This is a genomic window from Acinetobacter sp. 12966 (genome assembly GCF_031196995.1).
In the GTDB taxonomy this organism is placed as follows: Bacteria; Pseudomonadota; Gammaproteobacteria; order Pseudomonadales; family Moraxellaceae; genus Acinetobacter; species Acinetobacter geminorum.
Genome location: NZ_JAVIMC010000094.1, coordinates 104,686 through 124,927, shown reverse-complemented (window position 1 = coordinate 124,927; position 20,242 = coordinate 104,686). Strand labels below are relative to the sequence as shown.

Annotated in this window: 18 protein-coding genes; 14 read left to right on the top strand and 4 right to left on the bottom strand. The window is 41.8% G+C overall.

Going from position 1 to position 20,242, the window contains the following annotated elements; all coding sequences use genetic code 11:
* Positions 1-26: 26 nt before the first annotated feature.
* Together RFW85_RS14990 and RFW85_RS14985 are read right to left on the bottom strand one after the other, a co-directional pair.
* Positions 27-161: a hypothetical protein gene (locus RFW85_RS14990; protein ID WP_002120013.1), complete on the bottom strand. Its 135-nt coding sequence runs from the start codon at positions 159-161 to the stop codon at positions 27-29.
* Between the two features lie 56 nt (positions 162-217).
* Positions 218-3,052, bottom strand: coding sequence for a ribonucleoside-diphosphate reductase subunit alpha (locus tag RFW85_RS14985; protein ID WP_170248420.1), 2,835 nt, complete (start codon positions 3,050-3,052; stop codon positions 218-220).
* 353 nt (positions 3,053-3,405) lie between these two features.
* On the opposite strand from RFW85_RS14985, the gene RFW85_RS14980 reads away from it, so the two are divergent.
* From RFW85_RS14980 to bfmS, 3 genes are read left to right on the top strand one after another with little or no spacing between them, the layout of a single operon-like run.
* Positions 3,406-3,588 (top strand): hypothetical protein, encoded by a 183-nt coding sequence (locus RFW85_RS14980; protein WP_309171647.1) that lies wholly within the window; start codon positions 3,406-3,408, stop codon positions 3,586-3,588.
* A complete protein-coding gene (gene bfmR / locus RFW85_RS14975; protein ID WP_003653488.1) occupies positions 3,585-4,301 on the top strand; it encodes a response regulator transcription factor BfmR in 717 nt (238 codons plus the stop codon). The genes RFW85_RS14980 and bfmR overlap by 4 nt, the downstream gene beginning before the upstream one ends.
* A 32-nt stretch (positions 4,302-4,333) precedes the next feature.
* Positions 4,334-5,983 carry a sensor histidine kinase BfmS gene (gene bfmS / locus RFW85_RS14970; RefSeq protein WP_309171643.1) on the top strand — a complete coding sequence of 550 codons (1,650 nt, stop codon included), beginning with the start codon at positions 4,334-4,336 and terminating at the stop codon, positions 5,981-5,983.
* A gap of 21 nt (positions 5,984-6,004) precedes the next feature.
* Here bfmS and RFW85_RS14965 read toward each other — a convergent pair whose 3' ends face one another.
* Entirely contained in the window at positions 6,005-6,358 is a 354-nt protein-coding gene (locus tag RFW85_RS14965) for a hypothetical protein (protein ID WP_309171642.1), read from the bottom strand.
* Positions 6,359-6,450: 92 nt separating this feature from the next.
* A complete protein-coding gene (locus RFW85_RS14960) occupies positions 6,451-7,869 on the bottom strand; it encodes a diguanylate cyclase (RefSeq protein ID WP_309171641.1) in 1,419 nt (472 codons plus the stop codon).
* Between the two features lie 424 nt (positions 7,870-8,293).
* Here RFW85_RS14960 and ndhC point away from each other — a divergent pair, with 424 nt between their 5' ends.
* The 11 genes from ndhC to nuoL all read left to right on the top strand — a co-directional run bounded on the left by ndhC (position 8,294) and on the right by nuoL (position 20,241).
* Entirely contained in the window at positions 8,294-8,845 is a 552-nt protein-coding gene (ndhC, locus tag RFW85_RS14955; protein WP_002120061.1) for an NADH-quinone oxidoreductase subunit A, read from the top strand.
* Between the two features lie 6 nt (positions 8,846-8,851).
* Entirely contained in the window at positions 8,852-9,529 is a 678-nt protein-coding gene (locus RFW85_RS14950; protein ID WP_002120034.1) for an NADH-quinone oxidoreductase subunit B family protein, read from the top strand.
* An 84-nt stretch (positions 9,530-9,613) separates the two neighbouring features.
* Positions 9,614-11,401 carry an NADH-quinone oxidoreductase subunit C/D gene (nuoC, locus tag RFW85_RS14945; RefSeq protein WP_002120052.1) on the top strand — a complete coding sequence of 596 codons (1,788 nt, stop codon included), beginning with the start codon at positions 9,614-9,616 and terminating at the stop codon, positions 11,399-11,401.
* Between the two features lie 13 nt (positions 11,402-11,414).
* Positions 11,415-11,924 carry an NADH-quinone oxidoreductase subunit NuoE gene (gene nuoE / locus RFW85_RS14940; protein WP_002120040.1) on the top strand — a complete coding sequence of 170 codons (510 nt, stop codon included), beginning with the start codon at positions 11,415-11,417 and terminating at the stop codon, positions 11,922-11,924.
* Positions 11,921-13,252: an NADH-quinone oxidoreductase subunit NuoF gene (nuoF, locus tag RFW85_RS14935; protein WP_170248418.1), complete on the top strand. Its 1,332-nt coding sequence runs from the start codon at positions 11,921-11,923 to the stop codon at positions 13,250-13,252. The genes nuoE and nuoF overlap by 4 nt, the downstream gene beginning before the upstream one ends.
* An 11-nt stretch (positions 13,253-13,263) precedes the next feature.
* Positions 13,264-15,948, top strand: coding sequence for an NADH-quinone oxidoreductase subunit NuoG (gene nuoG / locus RFW85_RS14930; protein WP_309171640.1), 2,685 nt, complete (start codon positions 13,264-13,266; stop codon positions 15,946-15,948).
* Positions 15,949-15,951: 3 nt separating this feature from the next.
* A complete protein-coding gene (gene nuoH / locus RFW85_RS14925) occupies positions 15,952-16,968 on the top strand; it encodes an NADH-quinone oxidoreductase subunit NuoH (protein WP_004703499.1) in 1,017 nt (338 codons plus the stop codon).
* A gap of 18 nt (positions 16,969-16,986) precedes the next feature.
* Positions 16,987-17,529 (top strand): NADH-quinone oxidoreductase subunit NuoI, encoded by a 543-nt coding sequence (gene nuoI, locus RFW85_RS14920; RefSeq protein ID WP_002120012.1) that lies wholly within the window; start codon positions 16,987-16,989, stop codon positions 17,527-17,529.
* Positions 17,529-18,047, top strand: coding sequence for an NADH-quinone oxidoreductase subunit J (gene nuoJ, locus RFW85_RS14915; protein ID WP_014205902.1), 519 nt, complete (start codon positions 17,529-17,531; stop codon positions 18,045-18,047). The genes nuoI and nuoJ overlap by 1 nt, the downstream gene beginning before the upstream one ends.
* Positions 18,047-18,355 carry an NADH-quinone oxidoreductase subunit NuoK gene (gene nuoK / locus RFW85_RS14910; RefSeq protein WP_000529822.1) on the top strand — a complete coding sequence of 103 codons (309 nt, stop codon included), beginning with the start codon at positions 18,047-18,049 and terminating at the stop codon, positions 18,353-18,355. The genes nuoJ and nuoK overlap by 1 nt, the downstream gene beginning before the upstream one ends.
* Entirely contained in the window at positions 18,352-20,241 is a 1,890-nt protein-coding gene (nuoL, locus tag RFW85_RS14905) for an NADH-quinone oxidoreductase subunit L (RefSeq protein ID WP_309171639.1), read from the top strand. Before nuoK ends, nuoL begins: the two co-directional genes overlap by 4 nt.
* Position 20,242: the final 1 nt, after the last annotated feature.

Sequence of the window (20,242 nt, the reverse complement as noted above, 5' to 3'; positions counted from 1 at the left end):
AATTTTGGGCCTTTGGTCTCTACTCCCTACAACTTATTTTGTTTACGCTGCTGCTTACGTATTGTGATAAATGCGTAAACCATCGGCATATAAAAGAAAATAAAGGCAAAGATTAAAACTCCAACACCAAGCATATAGTTATGGCTGAGATGAGAAAGCATAATCTTTACCTCTTTTAAGATTGCTCTTTAGTGAAAAAGAGCAATCTTATTAAATGTTATTGGCAAGCTTCACAATCAGGGTTGTCGATTGAACAAGCCATTGGTACAGGAGCTGCTTGAGTAAAGCCTTCTTCTTCAACTGCTGCTTCTGGTTTCTTCGTTTCTACAACAGGGGCAGCAACCGCCGCTGCTTCAACAGTTGCAGGTTTAACTGCGTTTAAAGCACCTGTGTTAATTGTAGATTTTTCAGCAGAAGTTGCACCTAAAGCTCGGAGGTAATAAGTCGTCTTAAGACCACGTAACCATGCCATCTTGTAAGTGATGTCAAGTTTCTTACCATTTGCACCAGAGATGTAAAGGTTAAGCGACTGAGCCTGATCAATCCATTTTTGACGGCGTGATGCAGCATCAACGATCCAACGTGTATCTACTTCAAACGCAGTAGCAAAGATTGCTTTTAATTCTTCAGGAATACGAGCAATTTTTTGTACTGAACCTTCAAAGTGTTTAAGGTCGTTAACCATTACTGTGTCCCAAAGACCGCGATCTTTTAATGCACGAACGAGGTATGGGTTAATAACAGTGAACTCACCAGACAAGTTGGATTTCACATATAAGTTTTGGAATGTTGGCTCAATAGACTGAGAAACACCACAAATGTTAGAGATGGTTGCAGTTGGAGCAATCGCCATCACGTTTGAGTTACGCATACCGTCTTTTTGAACTTTGGCACGTAAAGTGTCCCAGTCTAAACGTTGAGTACGGTCAACTTCGAACATGCGCTCTGGACGAGATTTCGCAACAATTTCTAAAGAGTCGATTGGAAGGATACCTTGATCCCACAATGAACCTTTGAATGTTGAGTAAGCACCACGTTCAACAGCCAAGTTGCTTGAAGTTTCAATCGCGTAGTAGCTAATCACTTCCATTGATTCATCTGCAAAATCAACAGCAGCGTCTGAACCGTAAGCAATACCCATTTCGTATAGCGCATCTTGGAAGCCCATGATACCCATACCCACAGGGCGGTGTTTCAAGTTGGAGTTTTTCGCTTGTGGTACAGCGTAATAGTTAATGTCGATAACGTTATCGAGCATACGTACTGCTGTTTTAATAGTACGAGCTAACTTCTCACGGTCTAACACACCACCTTGAACGTGTTGTACAAGGTTGATCGAACCTAAGTTACATACTGCAATTTCGTCTTGATTTGTGTTCAAGGTAATTTCAGTACATAGGTTAGATGAGTGAACTACGCCAACGTGTTGTTGTGGTGAACGTAAGTTACATACATCTTTGAATGTGATCCAAGGATGACCAGTTTCAAACAACATAGAAAGCATTTTGCGCCATAAGTCTTTAGCACGTACTTTCTTGTGTAGCATGTTAGTTTCTTTCGCTACAGACTCATAGTAAGCATAACGCTCAGCAAATTCAGCACCAGTCAAGTCGTGCAAGTCTGGAGTTTCAGAAGGGGTAAATAATGTCCATTCACCATCTTCAAATACACGTTGCATAAACAAGTCTGGAACCCAGTTCGCAGTGTTCATGTCGTGAGTACGGCGACGGTCATCACCCGTGTTTTTACGAAGCTCTAAGAACTCTTCGATGTCTAAGTGCCAAGTTTCTAGGTATGCACACACAGCACCTTTACGCTTACCACCTTGGTTTACCGCAACAGCTGTATCGTTCGCAACTTTCAAAAATGGAACAACACCCTGAGACTTACCGTTAGTACCTTTAATATAAGAGTTCAAGGCACGTACAGGTGTCCAGTCATTACCTAAACCACCAGCCCATTTAGAAAGCATCGCGTTGTCACGCATCGCGCCATAAATGTCATAAAGGTCATCGCCAATTGTTGTTAAGTAACAACTTGAAAGCTGTGGACGTAATGTACCTGAGTTAAACAGGGTAGGCGTAGAAGCCATGTAGTCGAAGCTAGACAATAAGTTATAGAACTCAATTGCACGCTCTTCTTTATCTTGCTCATTGAGTGCAAGACCCATCGACACACGCATAAAGAATAATTGTGGTAATTCGAAGCGAACGCCGTTTGAGTGAATGAAGTAACGGTCAAATAAAGTCTGTAAACCTAAATAGGTAAACTGATTAGAACGTTCTGGCTGAATTGCTGCTGATAGTTTTTCTAAGTCGAAGTCAAGCAAGTCAGGTGAAAGCAAATCAAGCTCAACACCTTTTTTCAAGAATGCTTCAAGTGCATTGTTTTCTGGTGTGTCTGTTGATAAACCTAAGAATGCTAAACCTGTACCTACTAACTCGTTACAAAGCAAACGTGCAGTCACATAAGTGTAGTTAGGTTCTTGTTCAATACGGGTACGTGTTGCCATCATCATTGTAGTGGCAATATCACTTTCTTTTACGCCGTTATATAAGTTTTTAACGGTTTCATCCACAATGGCTTGAACATCAATACCTTCCAAACCTTCAGCTGCTTTAGAAACAGTTGCTTGCAATGCACTTAAATCAAGTGGCTGAAGCTGACCGTTTGCGTCAGTAACTTGTAAAGTAGGGTGGTGGTTTGAGTTCGTTTGCTGACGAGCGCTAGCACGTTGTTCACGGTAAATCACATAAGCGCGGGCAACCTTTTGTTCCCCAGTACGCATTAAAGCAAGTTCTACTTGATCTTGAATTTCTTCAATATGGATCGTACCGCCCGATGGTAAACGGCGAGTGAAAGTATTTAATACCATTTCCGTCAACTGGGTAATACGGTCATGAATACGGCTAGAATCCGAACTCTGTTGACCTTCCACAGCAAGAAAAGCTTTACCAATCGCAACTGAAATTTTCTCTGCATCAAATGCAGCAACATCTCCAGTGCGCTTAATCACCTGAATTTGACCGGGAGTCGAAGTAATTACGCTCATGCCAGCATAGCTCCATTGTCACTTTTGTTATGTTCATAGACCGTTTGAACCGAGCAAAAAACATGCCACGATATTTGAGGGATAAACACAAGACTTAGTAGTTAAAGTTTATTTTCAACACAAGATACGGGATTTTTCATAGCAGATCAATCTTGACTTTTTAGTAATTTTTTATCTGTATGATTTGATGGGAGATAGCATAGCAAAGCTGTTAAAAAACGCTTATAGATAACTTTGTGGATAACTCAAAAAACAAACACTTAAATAAATTTAAACTAAACAGAGAAATAATTTGTTTAATATTCATACATTGGAAATATGAATAGAATATGAAATTTAATAACAATAAATAAATCTTAAAAACACGTGAAAATTCAAAGGCTAATAAAATGCAACAAAACACGGTTGTCATGTATCAGTTTGGTGAACGCCTACTTGTTTACAATGTAAACGTGTGTATATTGCAAATGATAAACGAATGTATCTGCAAGATTTTTAAGATGCATGAAACGAGATTTATAGGGGCAATGATATGAGCCAAGAAGAAAAGTTACCAAAGATTCTGATCGTTGAAGATGACGAGCGCTTAGCGCGATTAACTCAAGAATATTTAATTCGCAACGGTTTGGAAGTTGGTGTAGAAACTGATGGTAACCGTGCAATTCGTCGTATTATTAGTGAACAACCAGATCTAGTAGTCTTGGATGTCATGTTGCCGGGTGCCGATGGCTTAACAGTTTGCCGTGAAGTTCGTCCACATTACCATCAACCGATTCTGATGTTGACTGCACGTACAGAAGACATGGATCAGGTACTTGGTTTGGAAATGGGTGCAGATGACTATGTTGCTAAACCAGTTCAACCACGTGTTCTTTTAGCACGTATCCGTGCACTATTACGTCGCACAGATAAAACTGTAGAAGATGAAGTTGCACAACGTATCGAGTTTGATGACCTTGTGATTGATAATGGCGGCCGTTCAGTAACGTTGCATGGTGAGCTTGTTGATTTCACTAGCGCAGAATATGACCTATTATGGTTGCTTGCATCAAATGCTGGCCGTATCTTATCGCGTGAAGATATCTTCGAACGTTTACGCGGTATTGAATACGATGGTCAGGACCGTTCAATCGATGTCCGTATCTCACGTATTCGTCCAAAAATTGGCGATGATCCTGAAAATCCAAAGCGTATTAAAACAGTACGTAGTAAAGGTTACTTATTCGTTAAAGAAACCAATGGGTTATAAGATCTGCATAAACTTCCTATAAGGTTGGTCGAGTGTTTAAACACAGTATATTCCTGCGAATATATGCGGGACTGGTAATTCTTGTTGTTTTGGTTGCCGTTTTTGGTTATTTGCTTGTACAAATCATCAATTATCAACGGGCACAAGAATACCGAGAATCTTTAACCGATGGTATTTCTTATGTCATTAGTGAAGGGGTCGCTCGACAACCAGGGAAGCAGCAGAAAATAGATTGGATTTCAGATGCATCAGATTTATTGGAACTTCCAATCTATTATACTGATGCAAGCAAGGTGGAATTATCTCGTACCGAGAAAAAGCGAATCGAAGCTCAAAAATCTGTTGTCCGGTACGATGCTAGTAATAGTATTGCATATATCATTATTGGCTTGCGTGATGATCCTCAGCACTTTTTATCGATAAAAGTCGATAAAATTAGTGAGCGCCAAATGAAGGCTCTCCCTATTTTTGTACTTGATTATCTGATGTTTTATCCGGGTCAAGAACAAGAATATCTTGCCAAGATTCAAAAGCATTTTTCCTACCCAATTAATATCTACAATATTCAAGACATTAATCTGGACTCTGAACAAATTGGTCGGTTACGCCAAGACCAAAGCGTCATGTTGTACAAAGACAGTGCAACAGTCCGCGGTACAACAATTTCAATTGTCTCTCCAATACCGAATCATCCTGCACAGGTTCTCGTGCTTGGGCCGGTTCCGATGTTTAACTGGATGCCTTTGCAGCTTTCAGCAGGGATTACCTTATTTAGCTTATTTTTGCTGAGTCTAGGTGTCTATGGGTTGATCTTGCCACTAGAGCGTAAGATTCGCCAAGTGCGTTATGCATTAAACCGTATGAAGTCTGGTGATTTGTCATTGCGTGTTCCTATTGAAGGAAGTGACGAAATGGCAAACTTGGCATCAAGTTATAACAATATGTCTGATCATATTCAGCGCTTAATCGAGGCTCAGCGTGAGTTAATGAGAGCCGTATCTCATGAGCTTAGAACGCCTGTTGCCCGTATTCGCTTTGGTACAGAAATGTTGGCGGAAGAAGATGACTACAATCATCGTATGCATCAAGTCGATATGATTGATAAAGATATTGAGGCACTCAATACTTTAATTGATGAAATCATGACTTATGCAAAACTAGAGCAAGGTACACCTTCACTAGATTTTGATGAAATTACTTTATTTGATGTGTTGGATCAGGTTGCGGTCGAAACCGAAGCCTTAAAAACACAAAAAGAAATTGAACTGGTTGCTCCTCCACTTTATGTAAAAGTAGATGCTGAGCGTCGTTATTTACATCGTGTTGTTCAAAACTTAGTGGGTAACGCGGTTCGTTATTGCGATAATAAAGTTCGGATTACCGGTGGTATCCATAGTGATGGCATGGCCTTTGTTTGTGTTGAAGATGATGGCGCAGGTATTCCTGAACAAGACCGTAAAAGGGTATTTGAGGCTTTTGCCCGTCTAGACGATAGCCGTACGCGTGCGTCGGGTGGTTATGGTTTAGGGTTATCTATCGTAAGCCGTATTGCCTATTGGTTTGGCGGTGAAATTAAAGTGGATGAAAGCCCAACCTTGGGTGGCGCTCGTTTTATTATGACATGGCCAGCAAAACGCTTTAAACAGCCTCCTTTAAAAGCCAATAAAAAAGCACCTTCATAAGGTGCTTTTTTATTAATCTACTTATAGTTGGGTTGCATCTGGTTCCAAAATAGGTTTTCCGCTTCTTAAGCTGGTTAATGCATCGGAATTAAAATCGATCAGTAACGAATTGTTTTTTGCATCAATCTGGTATTTTTGAATAAGAGGTTGATCTCCATTAAGCGTTTCTATTTTATATTCATCTGCAATATTCAAAATACCTTCTAGGTTTGTTGTCGTTGACGCAAAATCCTGTCTAAATATTTCATAGACGTCTCGCAAGTCAAAAATTGCATTGTTGGCATCTGGATGTTTGTAAATATAGCTTTCTATATGTCGCACCAGTAATTGTGCAAACAAGTAGTAGTTTGGTTTATGCGTATATTCTAGAGTCATGCATTTTTCTCCTTATTATCTGTTATTAGCATACATGGCAAAACACAGGTTATTGTATAAAATTCATTACACTAGATGATGAAATGGAAAAATTATAAAGAGATAAACACTCGATTACGTCCTTGGCGTTTTGCTTGATATAAAGCGTCATCTGCTTCTTTAAATAAGTTTTCAATCGCTCGATGGGACGATGGGGAATATAAGCTTATGCCAATACTCACCTGTATAAAAATTGGTAATTTCCCATAAATATAAATCGGTTGCTGACTAATTTTAATTCGAATTTGTTCAGCCAGTTCAAATGCACTTTCTTTAGTGGTATCTGCAATAAAAATGGCAAACTCTTCACCTCCAAAGCGGCCTAATAAATCATGAGGATGTAAAATATTTTGAATCGTGGTGACACAGGTTTGTAGAGCACGGTCGCCTATTTGATGGCCGTAGTTGTCATTAACTTGTTTAAAGTGGTCTACATCAAGCATGAAAAAAGCTGAGGTCTTATTTTCTTTTTGTACTTTTTCTTGAAGTAATCTGACTGACTGTAAAAACTGGCGTCGAGTCAGACTTGAAGTTAGTTCATCATGTGCAATGGCATGTTGAAGTTTTTGAATTAACTCTGAATGCAAAACACTAATGCTAGAAACCGTAAGTGGGGCAATCGTCATCATAATTAACCCAATACGGATTGAGATCGTATTGCTGAGATATTCGTTTGGATAGAGTAAAAGGTAATGTCCAGAGATATGATAAATAATATAAGCACTGGTGAGGCTTGTAATGAGTGCAACAATAATAGGTTTGTAGCGAATAGCACACCAGATCAGTGCTGCAATCGGGTAGAGGAGCGAACCCGGACCGGAGTCATAATAGCTAGCAGCAATCGAAATAAGCACGGCTCCAAAAGGTAAAAGGTCGGTTGGTTCTAGGCCACGATTTCTTGAAAAGTAATGTTTAACCTGACTATATTGTGGGATGTTCAATATGATAGGTAAAAGAAGTAAGGCATTTTGCAGTTCTGAAGTGAACCAGTAACCAAACTCATCCAACAAGCCACCAATCATAAATTTAGTATTAAACATAGGCACGAAAGTTGCTGCAAACAATGCACCTACTACGCTACCTATTCCGCATAGTCCAAATAAAAAAAGGTAGGAATAACCGCGATAGGCTGCCTTAATATGTTGATTAAAAAACATATAGAGCCCAAACGTAGTAACAACATAAAGAAAGTTTGATGTTGTTAAAACAAGTGTGAGAGCAAATGGAGTGCCCTGAAATAAGTCAGCAATCACATATCCTATATAGGCACCTAAAAATGTGCTTGGTCGGCGTGTGATTGGAAAACGAATAAGCAATCCGAGCAAAACCGAATTGGCAGGCCAAAAGAATGCAAGAAAACTTAAAGGGCGAGATGCGATGCCAATGAAACAACATGTCGCAATAATGAAGCTAAATAGGAGAAAAAACTTTAAAAAGGAGAGAAATGAAAATTCACGAAGTGAGTATGGCATCAGCTGCCCTTAATGATAAATACTCTTATCCAAGAGTAGTAAATATTATGCATGATTAAACATTCATCATAATTCAGAGGAGAAGCTGAATACAATAAAAAACAAACTAATATTATAAAAAAGTAAGTTATAAAAAGTTAATAAGCAGTTCAACTGTGTAAATATTCTAAAATTAAAAAATGAAAAAAATCATCATAATTAAAGAAACTATTAATTAAACCGATTATGTGCGGTGAAACCCCCCTTACAACACATAGATGAATAGTTTTGTATAGAAAATCATCCGAAAGACTAAGACGCTTCAACTAGCATGGGAAATTAGAAATCAGGTACAATTGGCGGGATTAATTTTGTGTTTGGTGTATTTGAAGGCCAATACATACATTCTTTGTTAAATAATAGGCCTGCCAGGAGTTATCCCCGCATGAGTGCCATTACTCCATACGACTGGGCGATTATCGCCTTCGTGATCGGCGTTACATTTCTTTGCGTCTTTATGCTCACAGTTCCCTTACTCCTCGGGGGAAAATCGTGGGGACGTGCTAAGCAAGAGCAGTTTGAATCAGGTGTCGTGAGTGCTGGTGGCGCTCGCATTCGCCTGTCTGCAAAGTTCTATTTAGTTGCAATTTTCTTTGTTGTTTTCGACTTAGAGGCGCTTTACCTCTATGCATGGTCTACTTCTGTGCGTGAAGTAGGGTGGTTGGGATATACCACTGTAGTGATCTTTGTCGTTGATTTATTGATTGCGCTTGTTTATGCCTTCTCTGTAGGTGCTTTAAGTTGGTCACCAGCAGATCGCCGTAAATCAGCAGGTGAGGCGGTTAAAATCGGTTCACCAACAATGAACATTGCTGAAATTACACGCTTTAATTCTATTGAAGAGCTCGTAACTGACCCTACAGGCCAGATTCCAGCTCAATCATCAGGTCGTGTTAAGTCAAAAACTACACCTGCATTGTCATCTGAAAAGGAGTAAGTCGGGATGAAATATACTCTGACCCGCGCGAATCCGGATGCTGATCAATACCCATTGCAAGAACGTCAAATTGTGACGGATCCACTTGAAGAGGAAGTGAATAAAAACGTATTCATGACTCGTTTAGAGGATGTCTTGCATACAGCAGTAAACTGGGGACGTAAAAACTCTTTGTGGCCATTTAACTTTGGTACCTCATGTTGTTACGTCGAATATGCAACGACCTTAACAGGTGTGCATGACTTGTCACGTTTCGGTGCAGAGGTTATCCGTGCTTCACCTCGTCAGGCTGACTTGATGATTGTTGCAGGTACCTGTTTCGTAAAAATGGCACCAGTTATTCAGCGTCTGTATGAACAGATGTTAGAGCCTAAATGGGTCATTTCGATGGGTGCTTGTGCAAACTCTGGAGGTATGTACGACATCTATTCAGTAGTACAAGGTGTAGACAAAATTATTCCTGTTGACGTGTACGTCCCAGGTTGTCCGCCTCGTCCTGAAGCATTAATTCAAGCTTTAATGCTTTTACAAGACCAGATTCAATTAGAGCGACGCCCGCTTTCTGCCGTGATCGGTGATGATCTTCAGCCAGTGTATAAGCCAAAGATGATGCCAGAACGTGATCGTAAGAATGCAGAGCGTATTGCCGTTAAAAACTTACGCTCTATGGATGAGATTAAATAATTTTTTGACGGTGTTTTGACATATCTAACTGATATGTTCATCGAGAAAATTGACAGAATTTGTATTAAATAGGAAGCCAAGCCAATGGCTGAAACTGACATTGCTATGCCAGAGTCAACAGCAGTTGATTCACGCCCAGCATTTGCAATTGTAGAAGAGCTCAAAACCAAATTTGGTGAGAACTTTTACGTGCAGGCGACTTTTGAAGAGTTTCCAACAGTCTGGGTCGAGCGCGCACGCGTGCAAGAAGTCCTTATGTTCCTGCGTAAAGTGGAACGTCCGTATGTAATGCTGTTTGACTTATCTGCGATGGATGAGCGTTTACGTGTTCATCGTGATGGTTTACCAGCATCTGACTTCACTGTGTTCTATCATTTATTATCGCTTGAGCGTAATAGTGACATTCGTATCAAGGTTGCCTTGAACGAAAATGATCTAAACATTCCGACAGCGACAAATATCTGGCCAAATGCCAACTGGTATGAACGTGAAGCTTACGATATGTTCGGTATCAATTTCGAAGGGCATCCAATGCTCCGTCGTATTTTGCTGCCAACCTATTGGGAAGGTCATCCGCTTCGTAAAGAATATTCAGCACGTGCGACAGAATATACGCCGTATATGCAAGACAAAGCGAAACAAGACTTTGAACAAGAGCACTTACGTTTTGTGCCGGAAGACTGGGGTCTTAAGCGTGGTAACGCTGATGAAGACTTCATGTTCCTGAACTTGGGTCCTAACCACCCATCTGCACATGGTGCGTTCCGTGTTGTATTGCAGTTAGATGGCGAAGAAGTGAAGGACTGTGTACCTGATATCGGTTATCACCACCGTGGTGTGGAAAAGATGGCTGAACGTCAAACATGGCATTCTTTCATTCCTTATACTGACCGTGTTGACTACTTAGGTGGTTGTGCTCAAAACATGCCGTATGTGATGGCTGTAGAGCAAATGGCAGGCATTAAAGTTCCTGAGCGTGCACAAGTTATTCGTGTCATGTTGAACGAATTGTTCCGTATTAATAACCACTTGTTATTCTGTGGTACGGCAATTCAGGATGCCGGTGGTATGACACCAGTATTCTATATGTTCGCGGACCGTCAAAAAGTTTACGACATTGTTGAAGCAATCACGGGTTACCGTATGCATCCAGCATGGTTCCGTATTGGTGGTACAGCACACGATCTTCCAAACAACTGGCAAAAGCTTGTTAAAGAATTGCTAGAGTGGATGCCTAAACGCTTAAACGAATACTACACCGCTGCATTGAAAAACTCTGTGTTTATTGGTCGTACGCGTAATGTTGCACAATACGATGCCAAATCTGCACTCGCATGGGGTGTAACTGGTACTGGTTTACGTGCAACAGGTATCGATTTTGACGTTCGTAAATATCGTCCATACAGCGGCTATGAAAACTTCGATTTTGATGTGCCGGTTGAGTATGAAGGCGATGCATACGCACGTGTGCTTGTTCACTTCCGTGAAATTACCGAGTCGCTAAAAATTATTCAACAGTGCTTGGATAACATGCCTTCTGGTCCATACAAAGCGGATCATCCATTGGCTGTTCCACCACCGAAAGATAAGACATTACAAGATATTGAAACCTTGATTACGCACTTCTTGAGCGTTTCATGGGGTCCTGTCATGCCAGCGGGCGAGTCATCATTTATGACTGAGGTGGTTAAAGGCGCAAGTACTTACTACTTGACTTCAGATAAAGCGACCATGAGTTATCGTACTCGTATTCGTACACCGACGTTTACTCACTTACAGCAAATGCCTTCAGTGATTAACGGAAGTTTAGTATCTGACTTAATCATTTATCTGGCGACCATTGACGTGGTTATGGCTGACGTGGATCGCTAAGAGGTAACACATAATGATGATTTTGACTGATAAAAAACCACGTGTGAATGTTGAAGGGATTTTGACTGCGGAAGAAATTCACGAAATCGAACATCACATTGGTCACTATCCATACCCTCGTGCAGCCTCTTTGGATGCATTGAAGTGTGTACAGCGCCGTAATGGTTGGGTAGATGACGCTCAAATGAATGCCATCGCACAGTTGTTGTCGATGAGTGTTGCTGATTTGGAAGGTGTTGCAACATTTTACAACCGTATCTATCGCCATCCGGTAGGTCGTCACGTAATTTTGCTTTGCGACTCAATTGCTTGCTTCTTAATGGGTGCAGAAACACTTGCTGAAGCATTCCAGCGTGAATTAGGAATTCAGTATGGTCAAACGACACCAGATGGTCGTTTTACACTGCTTCCAATTTGCTGCCTAGGCAACTGCGACAAAGGCCCAACTTTAATGATTGATGAAGATACTCACGGTTTAGTCGAAGTGACATCAATTAAACAGTTATTGGAGAAGTATGTATGAATACTGAACCAAAACCAATTTATGGCGACGGTAATCCAGAAACTCATCCGCTTACTTGGCGTTTAAGTAAACAAGAAGCGGTACGTAGTGCTGATGATTACGAAGCACTTGAAGGTTATGCTGGCTTTAAAAAAGCACTGGGCATGAAACCTGCTGAAGTGTTAGACGTCATTAAAGCTGCAACTGTAAAAGGTCGTGGTGGTGCGGGTTTCCCAGCAGGTATTAAATGGTCATTGATGGCACCAAATGATGGTGGTCCACGTTATTTGATTTGTAATGCCGACGAAATGGAACCGGGTACCTTTAAAGACCGTTTGTTGATGGAAAAACTTCCACATCAATTGATCGAAGGGATGTTAATTGCGGGTTATACCTTAGAAGCAACTCAAGGTTATATCTTTATCCGTGGTGAATACATCGAAGCTGCTCAATATCTAAATGAAGCGTTAGAACAGATTCGTGCTAAAGGTTATTTAGGCGAAAATATCTTAGGTTCTGGCTGGAATTTTGATCTGCATGTACATACGGGTGCAGGGCGTTATATCTGTGGTGAAGAAACTGCATTGATTAACTCGCTTGAAGGCCGTCGTGCTAATCCACGTACTAAGCCACCGTTCCCGCAAGTTGCAGGAGCATGGGGCCGTCCGACGATTGTGAACAACGTTGAAACTTATAACAACTTGCCAGCAATCATGCTTCGTGGACCAGAGTGGTATATCGGTTTATCAGCTGGTAAATCAAAAGATCCAGGCACTAAAATTTATGGTGCATCGGGTAAAGTTAAATTCCCGGGTCTTTGGGAATTGCCATTTGGTACAACTGCGCGTGAAGTGATTGAAGATCATGCCGGTGGTATGCGTGAGGGCTTAAAGCTCAAAGCATGGTTACCAGGTGGTGCTTCAACTGACTTTTTACCAGCAGATACCATTGATTTACCAATGGATGCAGACACGATTATGAAAGCAGGTTCTCGTTTGGGAACATGTTTGTTAATGGTGGTAGATGAAACTCAATGTATGGTATCGCTCACTCGTAACTTAGAAGAGTTCTTTGCGCGTGAATCATGTGGTTTCTGTACACCATGTCGTGATGGTTTGCCATGGGCTGTTAAAGCGCTTAAAGCACTTGAATCAGGCGAAGGTAAGAAAGAAGATATCGACCATTTACAAGAACTAACTCGTAAATTATGGATCGGTAAAACTTTCTGTGCCCACGCACCAGGTGCGATGGAGCCGCTTATGGGCGCACTCAAACATTTCCGTGGTGAGTTTGAAGCGAAAGTGACGAATCGTCCTGTCGTGCAAACCAGCAACGTAGAACAAGCTTAAGGAATTCGACTATGGCTACAATTCATGTCGATGGAAAATCGTATGAAGTCAACGGCTCGGAAAACTTGCTACAAGCATGTTTGAGTCTGGGCATCGACATCCCATATTTTTGTTGGCATCCATCCTTAGGTTCGGTTGGTTCTTGCCGTCAATGTGCTGTTACGCAATATGCGAATCCAGAAGATACGCGTGGTCGTTTAGTCATGTCTTGCATGACACCAGCATCTGACAATACCTATATCTCAATTGAAGACAAAGAAGCAACGGATTTCCGTGCATCTATTGTTGAATTTTTGATGACCAACCACCCACACGACTGTCCAGTTTGTGAAGAGGGTGGTCACTGTCATTTACAAGATATGACTGTAATGACAGGTCATGACCGTCGTCGCTATCGTTTTACAAAACGTACGCATTACAACCAAGAACTTGGCTCATTCATTGCGCATGAAATGAACCGCTGTATTGCTTGTTACCGTTGTGTTCGTTACTACAAAGACTATGCGGGCGGTACAGATTTTGGCGTATATGCCAATGCATCTCGTGTTTACTTTGGTCGTCCGGAATCAGGTACTTTAGAGTCTGAATTCTCTGGTAACTTGACTGAAGTATGTCCAACAGGTGTATTCACTGATAAGACTCATTCAGAGCGTTATAACCGTAAGTGGGATATGCAGTATGCACCAAGCGTGTGCCAAGGCTGCTCTTCAGGCTGTAACATTTCTCCGGGTGAACGCTATGGTGAAATTCGTCGTGTCGAAAACCGTTTTAATGGTTCGGTTAACCAGTACTTCCTTTGTGACAAAGGTCGTTTTGGCACAGGTTATGTAAACCGTGCAGACCGTCCACGTCAGCCTCAGTTCCGTAATGGTGAAACTGTTGCAACTGTTTCTGTCGATCAAGCTCTCGATCAAGCGATTGCTAAGCTTCAAGGCAAAAAAGTTTTGGGTATTGGTTCTCCTCGCGCAAGCTTGGAATCGAACTACGCATTACGTGAGCTTGTCGGTCAGGCAAATTACTCAACTGGTATTGCACAAAAAGAGCAAAAGCTTGTTGAACTTGCTGCATCTATCATGCAAACCGAGGGTATTTATAACCCCAATATGCGTGAAATTGAAAGCTACGATGCTGTTCTGATCTTAGGTGAAGACTTAACTCAAACTGCACCTCGCATGGCATTGTCTGTTCGTCAAGCTGCGAAAAACAAAGCACGCGAAATGGCTGCGAAAACACGTACACCAGATTGGTTAGCTGAACCTGTACAACGTATTGGTCAAGAAGCAAAATCTCCGGTTTACATTTTAGCTGCAACTCAAACTCGTCTTGCTGATGTTGCAACTGGTGAAGTAGTTGCTTCGCCAAATGACATCGCACGTTTAGGCTTTGCAGTTGCCGCGGCAGTGAATGGTGAAGTTGTAAGTGGTTTAGATGAAGATGCAAAAGCATTTGCTCAAACCATTGCTGACACTCTAAAAGCAGCAAACAAACCATTAATTATTGCGGGTACGAGTTTGCAAGACGCTTCTATTATGGAAGCTGCAGCACAGTTGACTCAGAACCTAGGTTCTAAAGCTGGTTTAAGTCTTGTAGTTCCTGAAGTGAACTCTATGGGCTTAGCATTGTTCGGTGGTTTAAGCCTTGAACAAGCATTTGCTCAAGATTACGACACACTTGTTATTGTTGAAAATGACTTGTTCCGTCGCTTACCAGCTGCCCAAGTACAAGCTGCATTAGATAAAGCTGAAACAGTAATCGTGCTTGATCACAGTGAAACTGAAACTGTGAAACAGGCTGATATCGTTCTTTCAGCAGCAAGCTTTGCAGAGGGTGACGGTACTGTTGTAAGCCAAGAAGGTCGTGCACAGCGCTTCTATCAAGTTTACGATCCAAGCTATTACAAACCTGAATACGCAATTAAAGAATCATGGCGTTGGTTACATGCCATTGAAACTGGCATTAAAGGTAAGGCTGTAGATTGGACATTGCTTGACGATGTAATTGAAAGCATTGTGAAAAATGTACCAGTACTTGAAGCTATCCAAGATGTTGCGCCTGATGCAGGTTACCGTGTACATGGCTTGAAAATCGCGCGTGAACCACGTCGTTATTCAGGTCGTACAGCAATGCGTGCGCCGTTATCGGTTCATGAACCTAAACAGCCTACTGATCCAGATTCAGCATTAACATTCTCAATGGAAGGTTATGTCGGTCCGCAAAAAGCATCATCATTAGTACCATTTGCATGGGCTCCGGGTTGGAACTCTCCACAATCTTGGAATAAATACCAAGATGAAGTCGGTGGTCACTTAAAAGGTGGTGATTCTGGTGTTCGTTTATTCGATCGCTTGGCAAAACGTCCTGCACGTAGCTACGTTGCTCCAGTGTCAGTAGTTGCAAACCCTGAAAGTTTCCGCTTAGTACCAATGCATCATATTTTCGGTTCTGGCGAATTCACCATTAAAACACCTGCAATGGAAACTCGTATTCCTGAAGCTGTGTTTGCAGTGGGCGAACAAGATGCAACTCGTTTGAACCTTCAAGAAGGTCAACGCATTACAGTAAAAGCAGGCGAAACAACTGTAAGCTTGCCTGTACAAGTAATTGAATATTTACCTACAGGTTATATTGGTTACCCAGTTGGTTTAGCACCAATGGTGTCACTAGCTGAGCCTGTTTCAGTGGCTTTAGGAGTGTAATTCATGAATCAAGAAATTATACGTCAAACGCCACTTTGGGCTGAGAACTGGCCGATTGCCTATGCTGTCGTTCAAGCAGTTGTGATTTTGCTTGTTGTGGTTTTAGTTGCTGCGTTGATGTCTTTTATTGAGCGTCGTTTACTTGCTTGGTGGCAAGACCGTTATGGTCCAAACCGTGTTGGTCCTGGTGGTATGTTCCAGATCGTTGCCGACATGCTCAAGATCATGTTCAAAGAAGACTGGACCCCAAAATTTGCTGACAAACTTACATTCCGTTTAGCACCAGCTGTTGCAATGGCAACAGCGGTTCTTTCGTTCATGGTGATCCCAGTGAGTCCTTCACTGGGTGTTGCCGACATGAGTATCGGTTTGTTGTTCTTCATGGCAATGGCTGGTATTGCAGTTTATGCAGTTTTATTTGGTGGCTGGGCCTCAAATAACAAATACTCATTGCTTGGTGGTTTACGTTCAGCAGCTCAAACTATTTCTTATGAAGTGTTCTTGGGTATTTCATTGATGGGTGTGGTTGCAATTGCAGGCTCATTTAACCTTCGTGAAATTGTTGAAGCACAACGTGATGTTTGGTTTGTCATTCCACAATTCTTAGGTTTCTTGATTTTCGTGGTTGCTGGTGTTGCGGTAACTCACCGTCATCCATTTGACCAACCAGAAGCAGAACAAGAATTGGCAGAAGGTTACCATGTTGAATATGGCGGTATGAAATGGGGGATGTTCTTCGTTGCTGAATATGTCAACGTAGTACTGATCTCTGCATTGATCGTGACTTTATTCTTTGGTGGCTGGTTAGCGCCATTCAATTTAGAAATTCCATTTGTTCCACCAGTATTCTGGTTTGTGATTAAAACAGCATTCTTTGTAATGATGTTCGTATTGGCACGTGGTTCTTTAATGCGTCCACGTTATGACCAAGTCATGAACTTTGGTTGGAAAATTTGTTTGCCATTGGCGTTGGTCAACTTGTTAGTGACTGGTGCTGTGATTCTGATGAATCAGGCCTAGGACAGCAGGGAGTACAAAATGTATAAATTTCTAGCTGGATTCGGATCAATTGTACGTACGTTACTCATGGTGTTTAGCCATGCAACGCGTAAACGTGACACGATTTTATATCCAGAAGTTCCGGCTGAACAGATTGTGCCGCCACGCTTTCGTGGTCGTATCGTATTAACGCGTGACCCTGATGGTGAAGAGCGTTGCGTAGCATGTAACCTATGTGCGGTTGCATGTCCGGTTGGCTGTATCTCACTACAAAAAGCAGAAACAGAAGATGGTCGTTGGTACCCAGAGTTTTTCCGTATCAACTTCTCGCGTTGTATTTTCTGCGGTATGTGTGAAGAAGCTTGTCCAACAACTGCGATTCAGCTCACACCAGACTTCGAGTTAGGCGAATATGTACGTCAAGACCTTGTTTATGAGAAAGAAAACTTACTCATTTCAGGTCCAGGCAAATACCCAGACTACAACTTCTACCGTGTAACGGGTATGGCAATTAACGGTAAAGAGAAAGGTCAAGCACAAAAAGAAAGTGCACCAATCGATGTACGGAGTCTATTACCATGATGTGGCCGTTTTATTTGATGGCACTCGTGGCCATTGTTTCTACGGTTCGTGTAGTGACTAACACGAACCCTGTACACGCTCTACTTAGTCTAATTGTTTCATTGCTTGCTGTTGCTGGTATTTTCATGATCGTGGGGGCACCTTTTGCAGGTGCTCTTGAAATCATCGTTTATGCCGGAGCAATTATGGTTCTGTTTGTCTTCGTGGTGATGATGCTTAACTTAGGTCAACACACCGTTGAACAAGAACGTAAATGGCTTTCTTCAGATGCTTGGGCATATCCAGCACTCATGAGTTTCTTGCTCGGCTTGCTTTTAGTTTGGATGCTTGGTGGTGAATACACCACTATTTCAGCACCGCTTGGGGCACAAGTGATTGGACCAAAAGTAGTTGGTCAAGCACTCTTTACTCACTATTTATTATTGGTTGAAGTTGCCGCGATGTTATTGCTAGCAGCCCTTGTTGCAGCATACCACTTAGGTAAACGTGAACCCGGTGCAGAAGAGGAAAAAGAATAATGGGCCAGATTCCTTTAGAACATGGTTTGATTGTTGCAACCATCCTTTTTGCACTCGGTTTTTACGGTGTAATGGTGCGACGCAACCTATTATTTATGTTAATGAGCCTTGAGATCATGATGAATGCTGCAGCATTGGCATTTGTTCTTGCGGGTAGCGTATGGGCACAACCAGATGGACAAGTGATGTTCATCTTGATTTTGACCCTTGCAGCAGCAGAGGCATGTATCGGTCTTGCGATTGTCCTTCAGTTCTATCATCGCTTCCATCATTTGGATGTGGATGCTGCTAGTGAGATGCGCGGATGAGTTATTTATATCTAACAGTATTATTTCCGCTAATCGGTTTTATTTTATTGGCGGCAGGACGAGACAAACTCTCTGAAAATGTTGCAGCAGTTATTGGCGTGGGTTCTGTAGGTTTATCTGCATTATTTGCACTCATTGCTGGAATGGCATTTACCACAAGTGGTCAACAAGTTTTTGTTCAAAACTTGTGGACATGGTTCAATGTTGGCGGTTTTGCGCCGGGCATTAGCTTACATTTAGATGGCTTATCTTTACTCATGATGGGCATGATCACGGGTGTTGGTTTCTTAATCCACATCTTTGCTTCATGGTACATGCGTGGTGAAGAGGGCTATGCGCGTTTCTTCTCTTACTTCAACCTGTTTGTTGCAAGCATGCTTGTGCTTGTATTGGGTGACAACTTGGCGTTGTTATTCTTGGGTTGGGAAGGTGTAGGTCTTTGCTCTTACTTGCTGATCGGTTTCTATTATGCAAACCCTGCAAATGGTTGGGCAGCGATCAAAGCGTTTACAGTGACCCGCGTTGGTGACGTATTCTTGCTTATTGCTTTATTCTTGCTTTACCAACAATTTGGTACGCTTAATACTCAATACATCGTTGAACACGCAGCTGAAGTAATGACGAAGAGTTCGTCACTTACAATTTGGACTGCATTAATGTTGTTCTTGGGTGCTGCTGGTAAGTCTGCTCAAATTCCATTGCAAACATGGTTGGCAGATGCGATGGCAGGTCCAACACCTGTTTCTGCATTAATCCATGCTGCAACAATGGTAACGGCTGGTGTGTACTTATGCTGCCGTCTATTCAGCGTATTTGAACTTGCTCCTGAAGTGATGCAATTCATTTCAGTAACTGGTGCGGTAACTTTGTTAGTTGCAGGTTTTGCTGCACTTGTACAAACAGACATCAAACGTATCTTGGCTTACTCAACAATGAGTCAGTTGGGTTATATGTTTATGGCTGTAGGTGCGGAAGCTTATCAAGCTGGCTTGTTCCACATGTTGGCTCACGCATTCTTTAAGGCATTATTATTCTTGTCTTCTGGTGCGGTTATTCTGGCTTATCACCACGAGCAAAACATTTTCAAAATGGGTGGTTTGTTCAAACGTAACAAATTCCTGTTTGCTTGTTTCGCGATTGGTGGCGGTGCATTAGCAGCGATTCCATTCTTAACAATTGGCTTCTTCTCTAAAGATGCGATTCTTGGTGAAGTTTGGGTACAAGGTCAATCAATTGCTTTATACCACACCTTATATTGGGTGGGTGTAGCAGGTGCATTCCTGACTTCAATCTATACATTCCGTTTAATCTGGGTTGTATTCTTTGGTCAAGAAAACACGCCTTACCATGAGATTAAAGGTGCCACTTACTGGGCTCCGTTGGGTATTTTAGCTGTATTGTCTACTTTTGTTGGCGCGGTATTAAAGGCGCCGGTAGCAGGTATTCTGAATACTGCAAAAATCCCTGAATTCCATGTCGCTGAACAATTTGTAGAAGGCATGCATGGGGCAGAGCACTTAGCAGTAGGTATTGCACTAGTTGGTCTAGTTGTTGGTATAGCATTATTTACATTTGCTTACGGTGCAGTGAAATCATTCGCTCAAACAAGTTTGGGTTCAGGTTTGGCACATATTTGCCGTACCGCTTTTGGTTTTGATGCATTGTATGACATCGTTTTTGTTAAACCTTATTTATTCTTCGCCAAAATCTTTGGCCGTGATCCGATTGACGGTTTGTGGTTAGTTCTTCCTGCACTCGTGAAAGGCGGAAACAGTTTTACAAGCTCACGTCAAACAGGTTCATTGCGTGAATACGCATCAAGCATGTCACTCGGTGTAGTGGTGTTATTGATGATCTTGATCGTTATTCAGGTAGTGGGGAAATAAA

Coding starts and splice junctions, on each gene's coding strand:
- RFW85_RS14990 (WP_002120013.1), bottom strand. CDS start 161: ATGCTTTCTCATCTCAGCCATAACTATATGCTTGGTGTTGGAGTTTTA.
- RFW85_RS14985 (WP_170248420.1), bottom strand. CDS start 3,052: ATGAGCGTAATTACTTCGACTCCCGGTCAAATTCAGGTGATTAAGCGC.
- bfmR (WP_003653488.1), top strand. CDS start 3,585: ATGAGCCAAGAAGAAAAGTTACCAAAGATTCTGATCGTTGAAGATGAC.
- RFW85_RS14965 (WP_309171642.1), bottom strand. CDS start 6,358: ATGACTCTAGAATATACGCATAAACCAAACTACTACTTGTTTGCACAA.
- RFW85_RS14960 (WP_309171641.1), bottom strand. CDS start 7,869: ATGCCATACTCACTTCGTGAATTTTCATTTCTCTCCTTTTTAAAGTTT.
- ndhC (WP_002120061.1), top strand. CDS start 8,294: ATGAGTGCCATTACTCCATACGACTGGGCGATTATCGCCTTCGTGATC.
- RFW85_RS14950 (WP_002120034.1), top strand. CDS start 8,852: ATGAAATATACTCTGACCCGCGCGAATCCGGATGCTGATCAATACCCA.
- nuoC (WP_002120052.1), top strand. CDS start 9,614: ATGGCTGAAACTGACATTGCTATGCCAGAGTCAACAGCAGTTGATTCA.
- nuoE (WP_002120040.1), top strand. CDS start 11,415: ATGATGATTTTGACTGATAAAAAACCACGTGTGAATGTTGAAGGGATT.
- nuoF (WP_170248418.1), top strand. CDS start 11,921: ATGAATACTGAACCAAAACCAATTTATGGCGACGGTAATCCAGAAACT.
- nuoG (WP_309171640.1), top strand. CDS start 13,264: ATGGCTACAATTCATGTCGATGGAAAATCGTATGAAGTCAACGGCTCG.
- nuoH (WP_004703499.1), top strand. CDS start 15,952: ATGAATCAAGAAATTATACGTCAAACGCCACTTTGGGCTGAGAACTGG.
- nuoI (WP_002120012.1), top strand. CDS start 16,987: ATGTATAAATTTCTAGCTGGATTCGGATCAATTGTACGTACGTTACTC.
- nuoJ (WP_014205902.1), top strand. CDS start 17,529: ATGTGGCCGTTTTATTTGATGGCACTCGTGGCCATTGTTTCTACGGTT.
- nuoK (WP_000529822.1), top strand. CDS start 18,047: ATGGGCCAGATTCCTTTAGAACATGGTTTGATTGTTGCAACCATCCTT.
- nuoL (WP_309171639.1), top strand. CDS start 18,352: ATGAGTTATTTATATCTAACAGTATTATTTCCGCTAATCGGTTTTATT.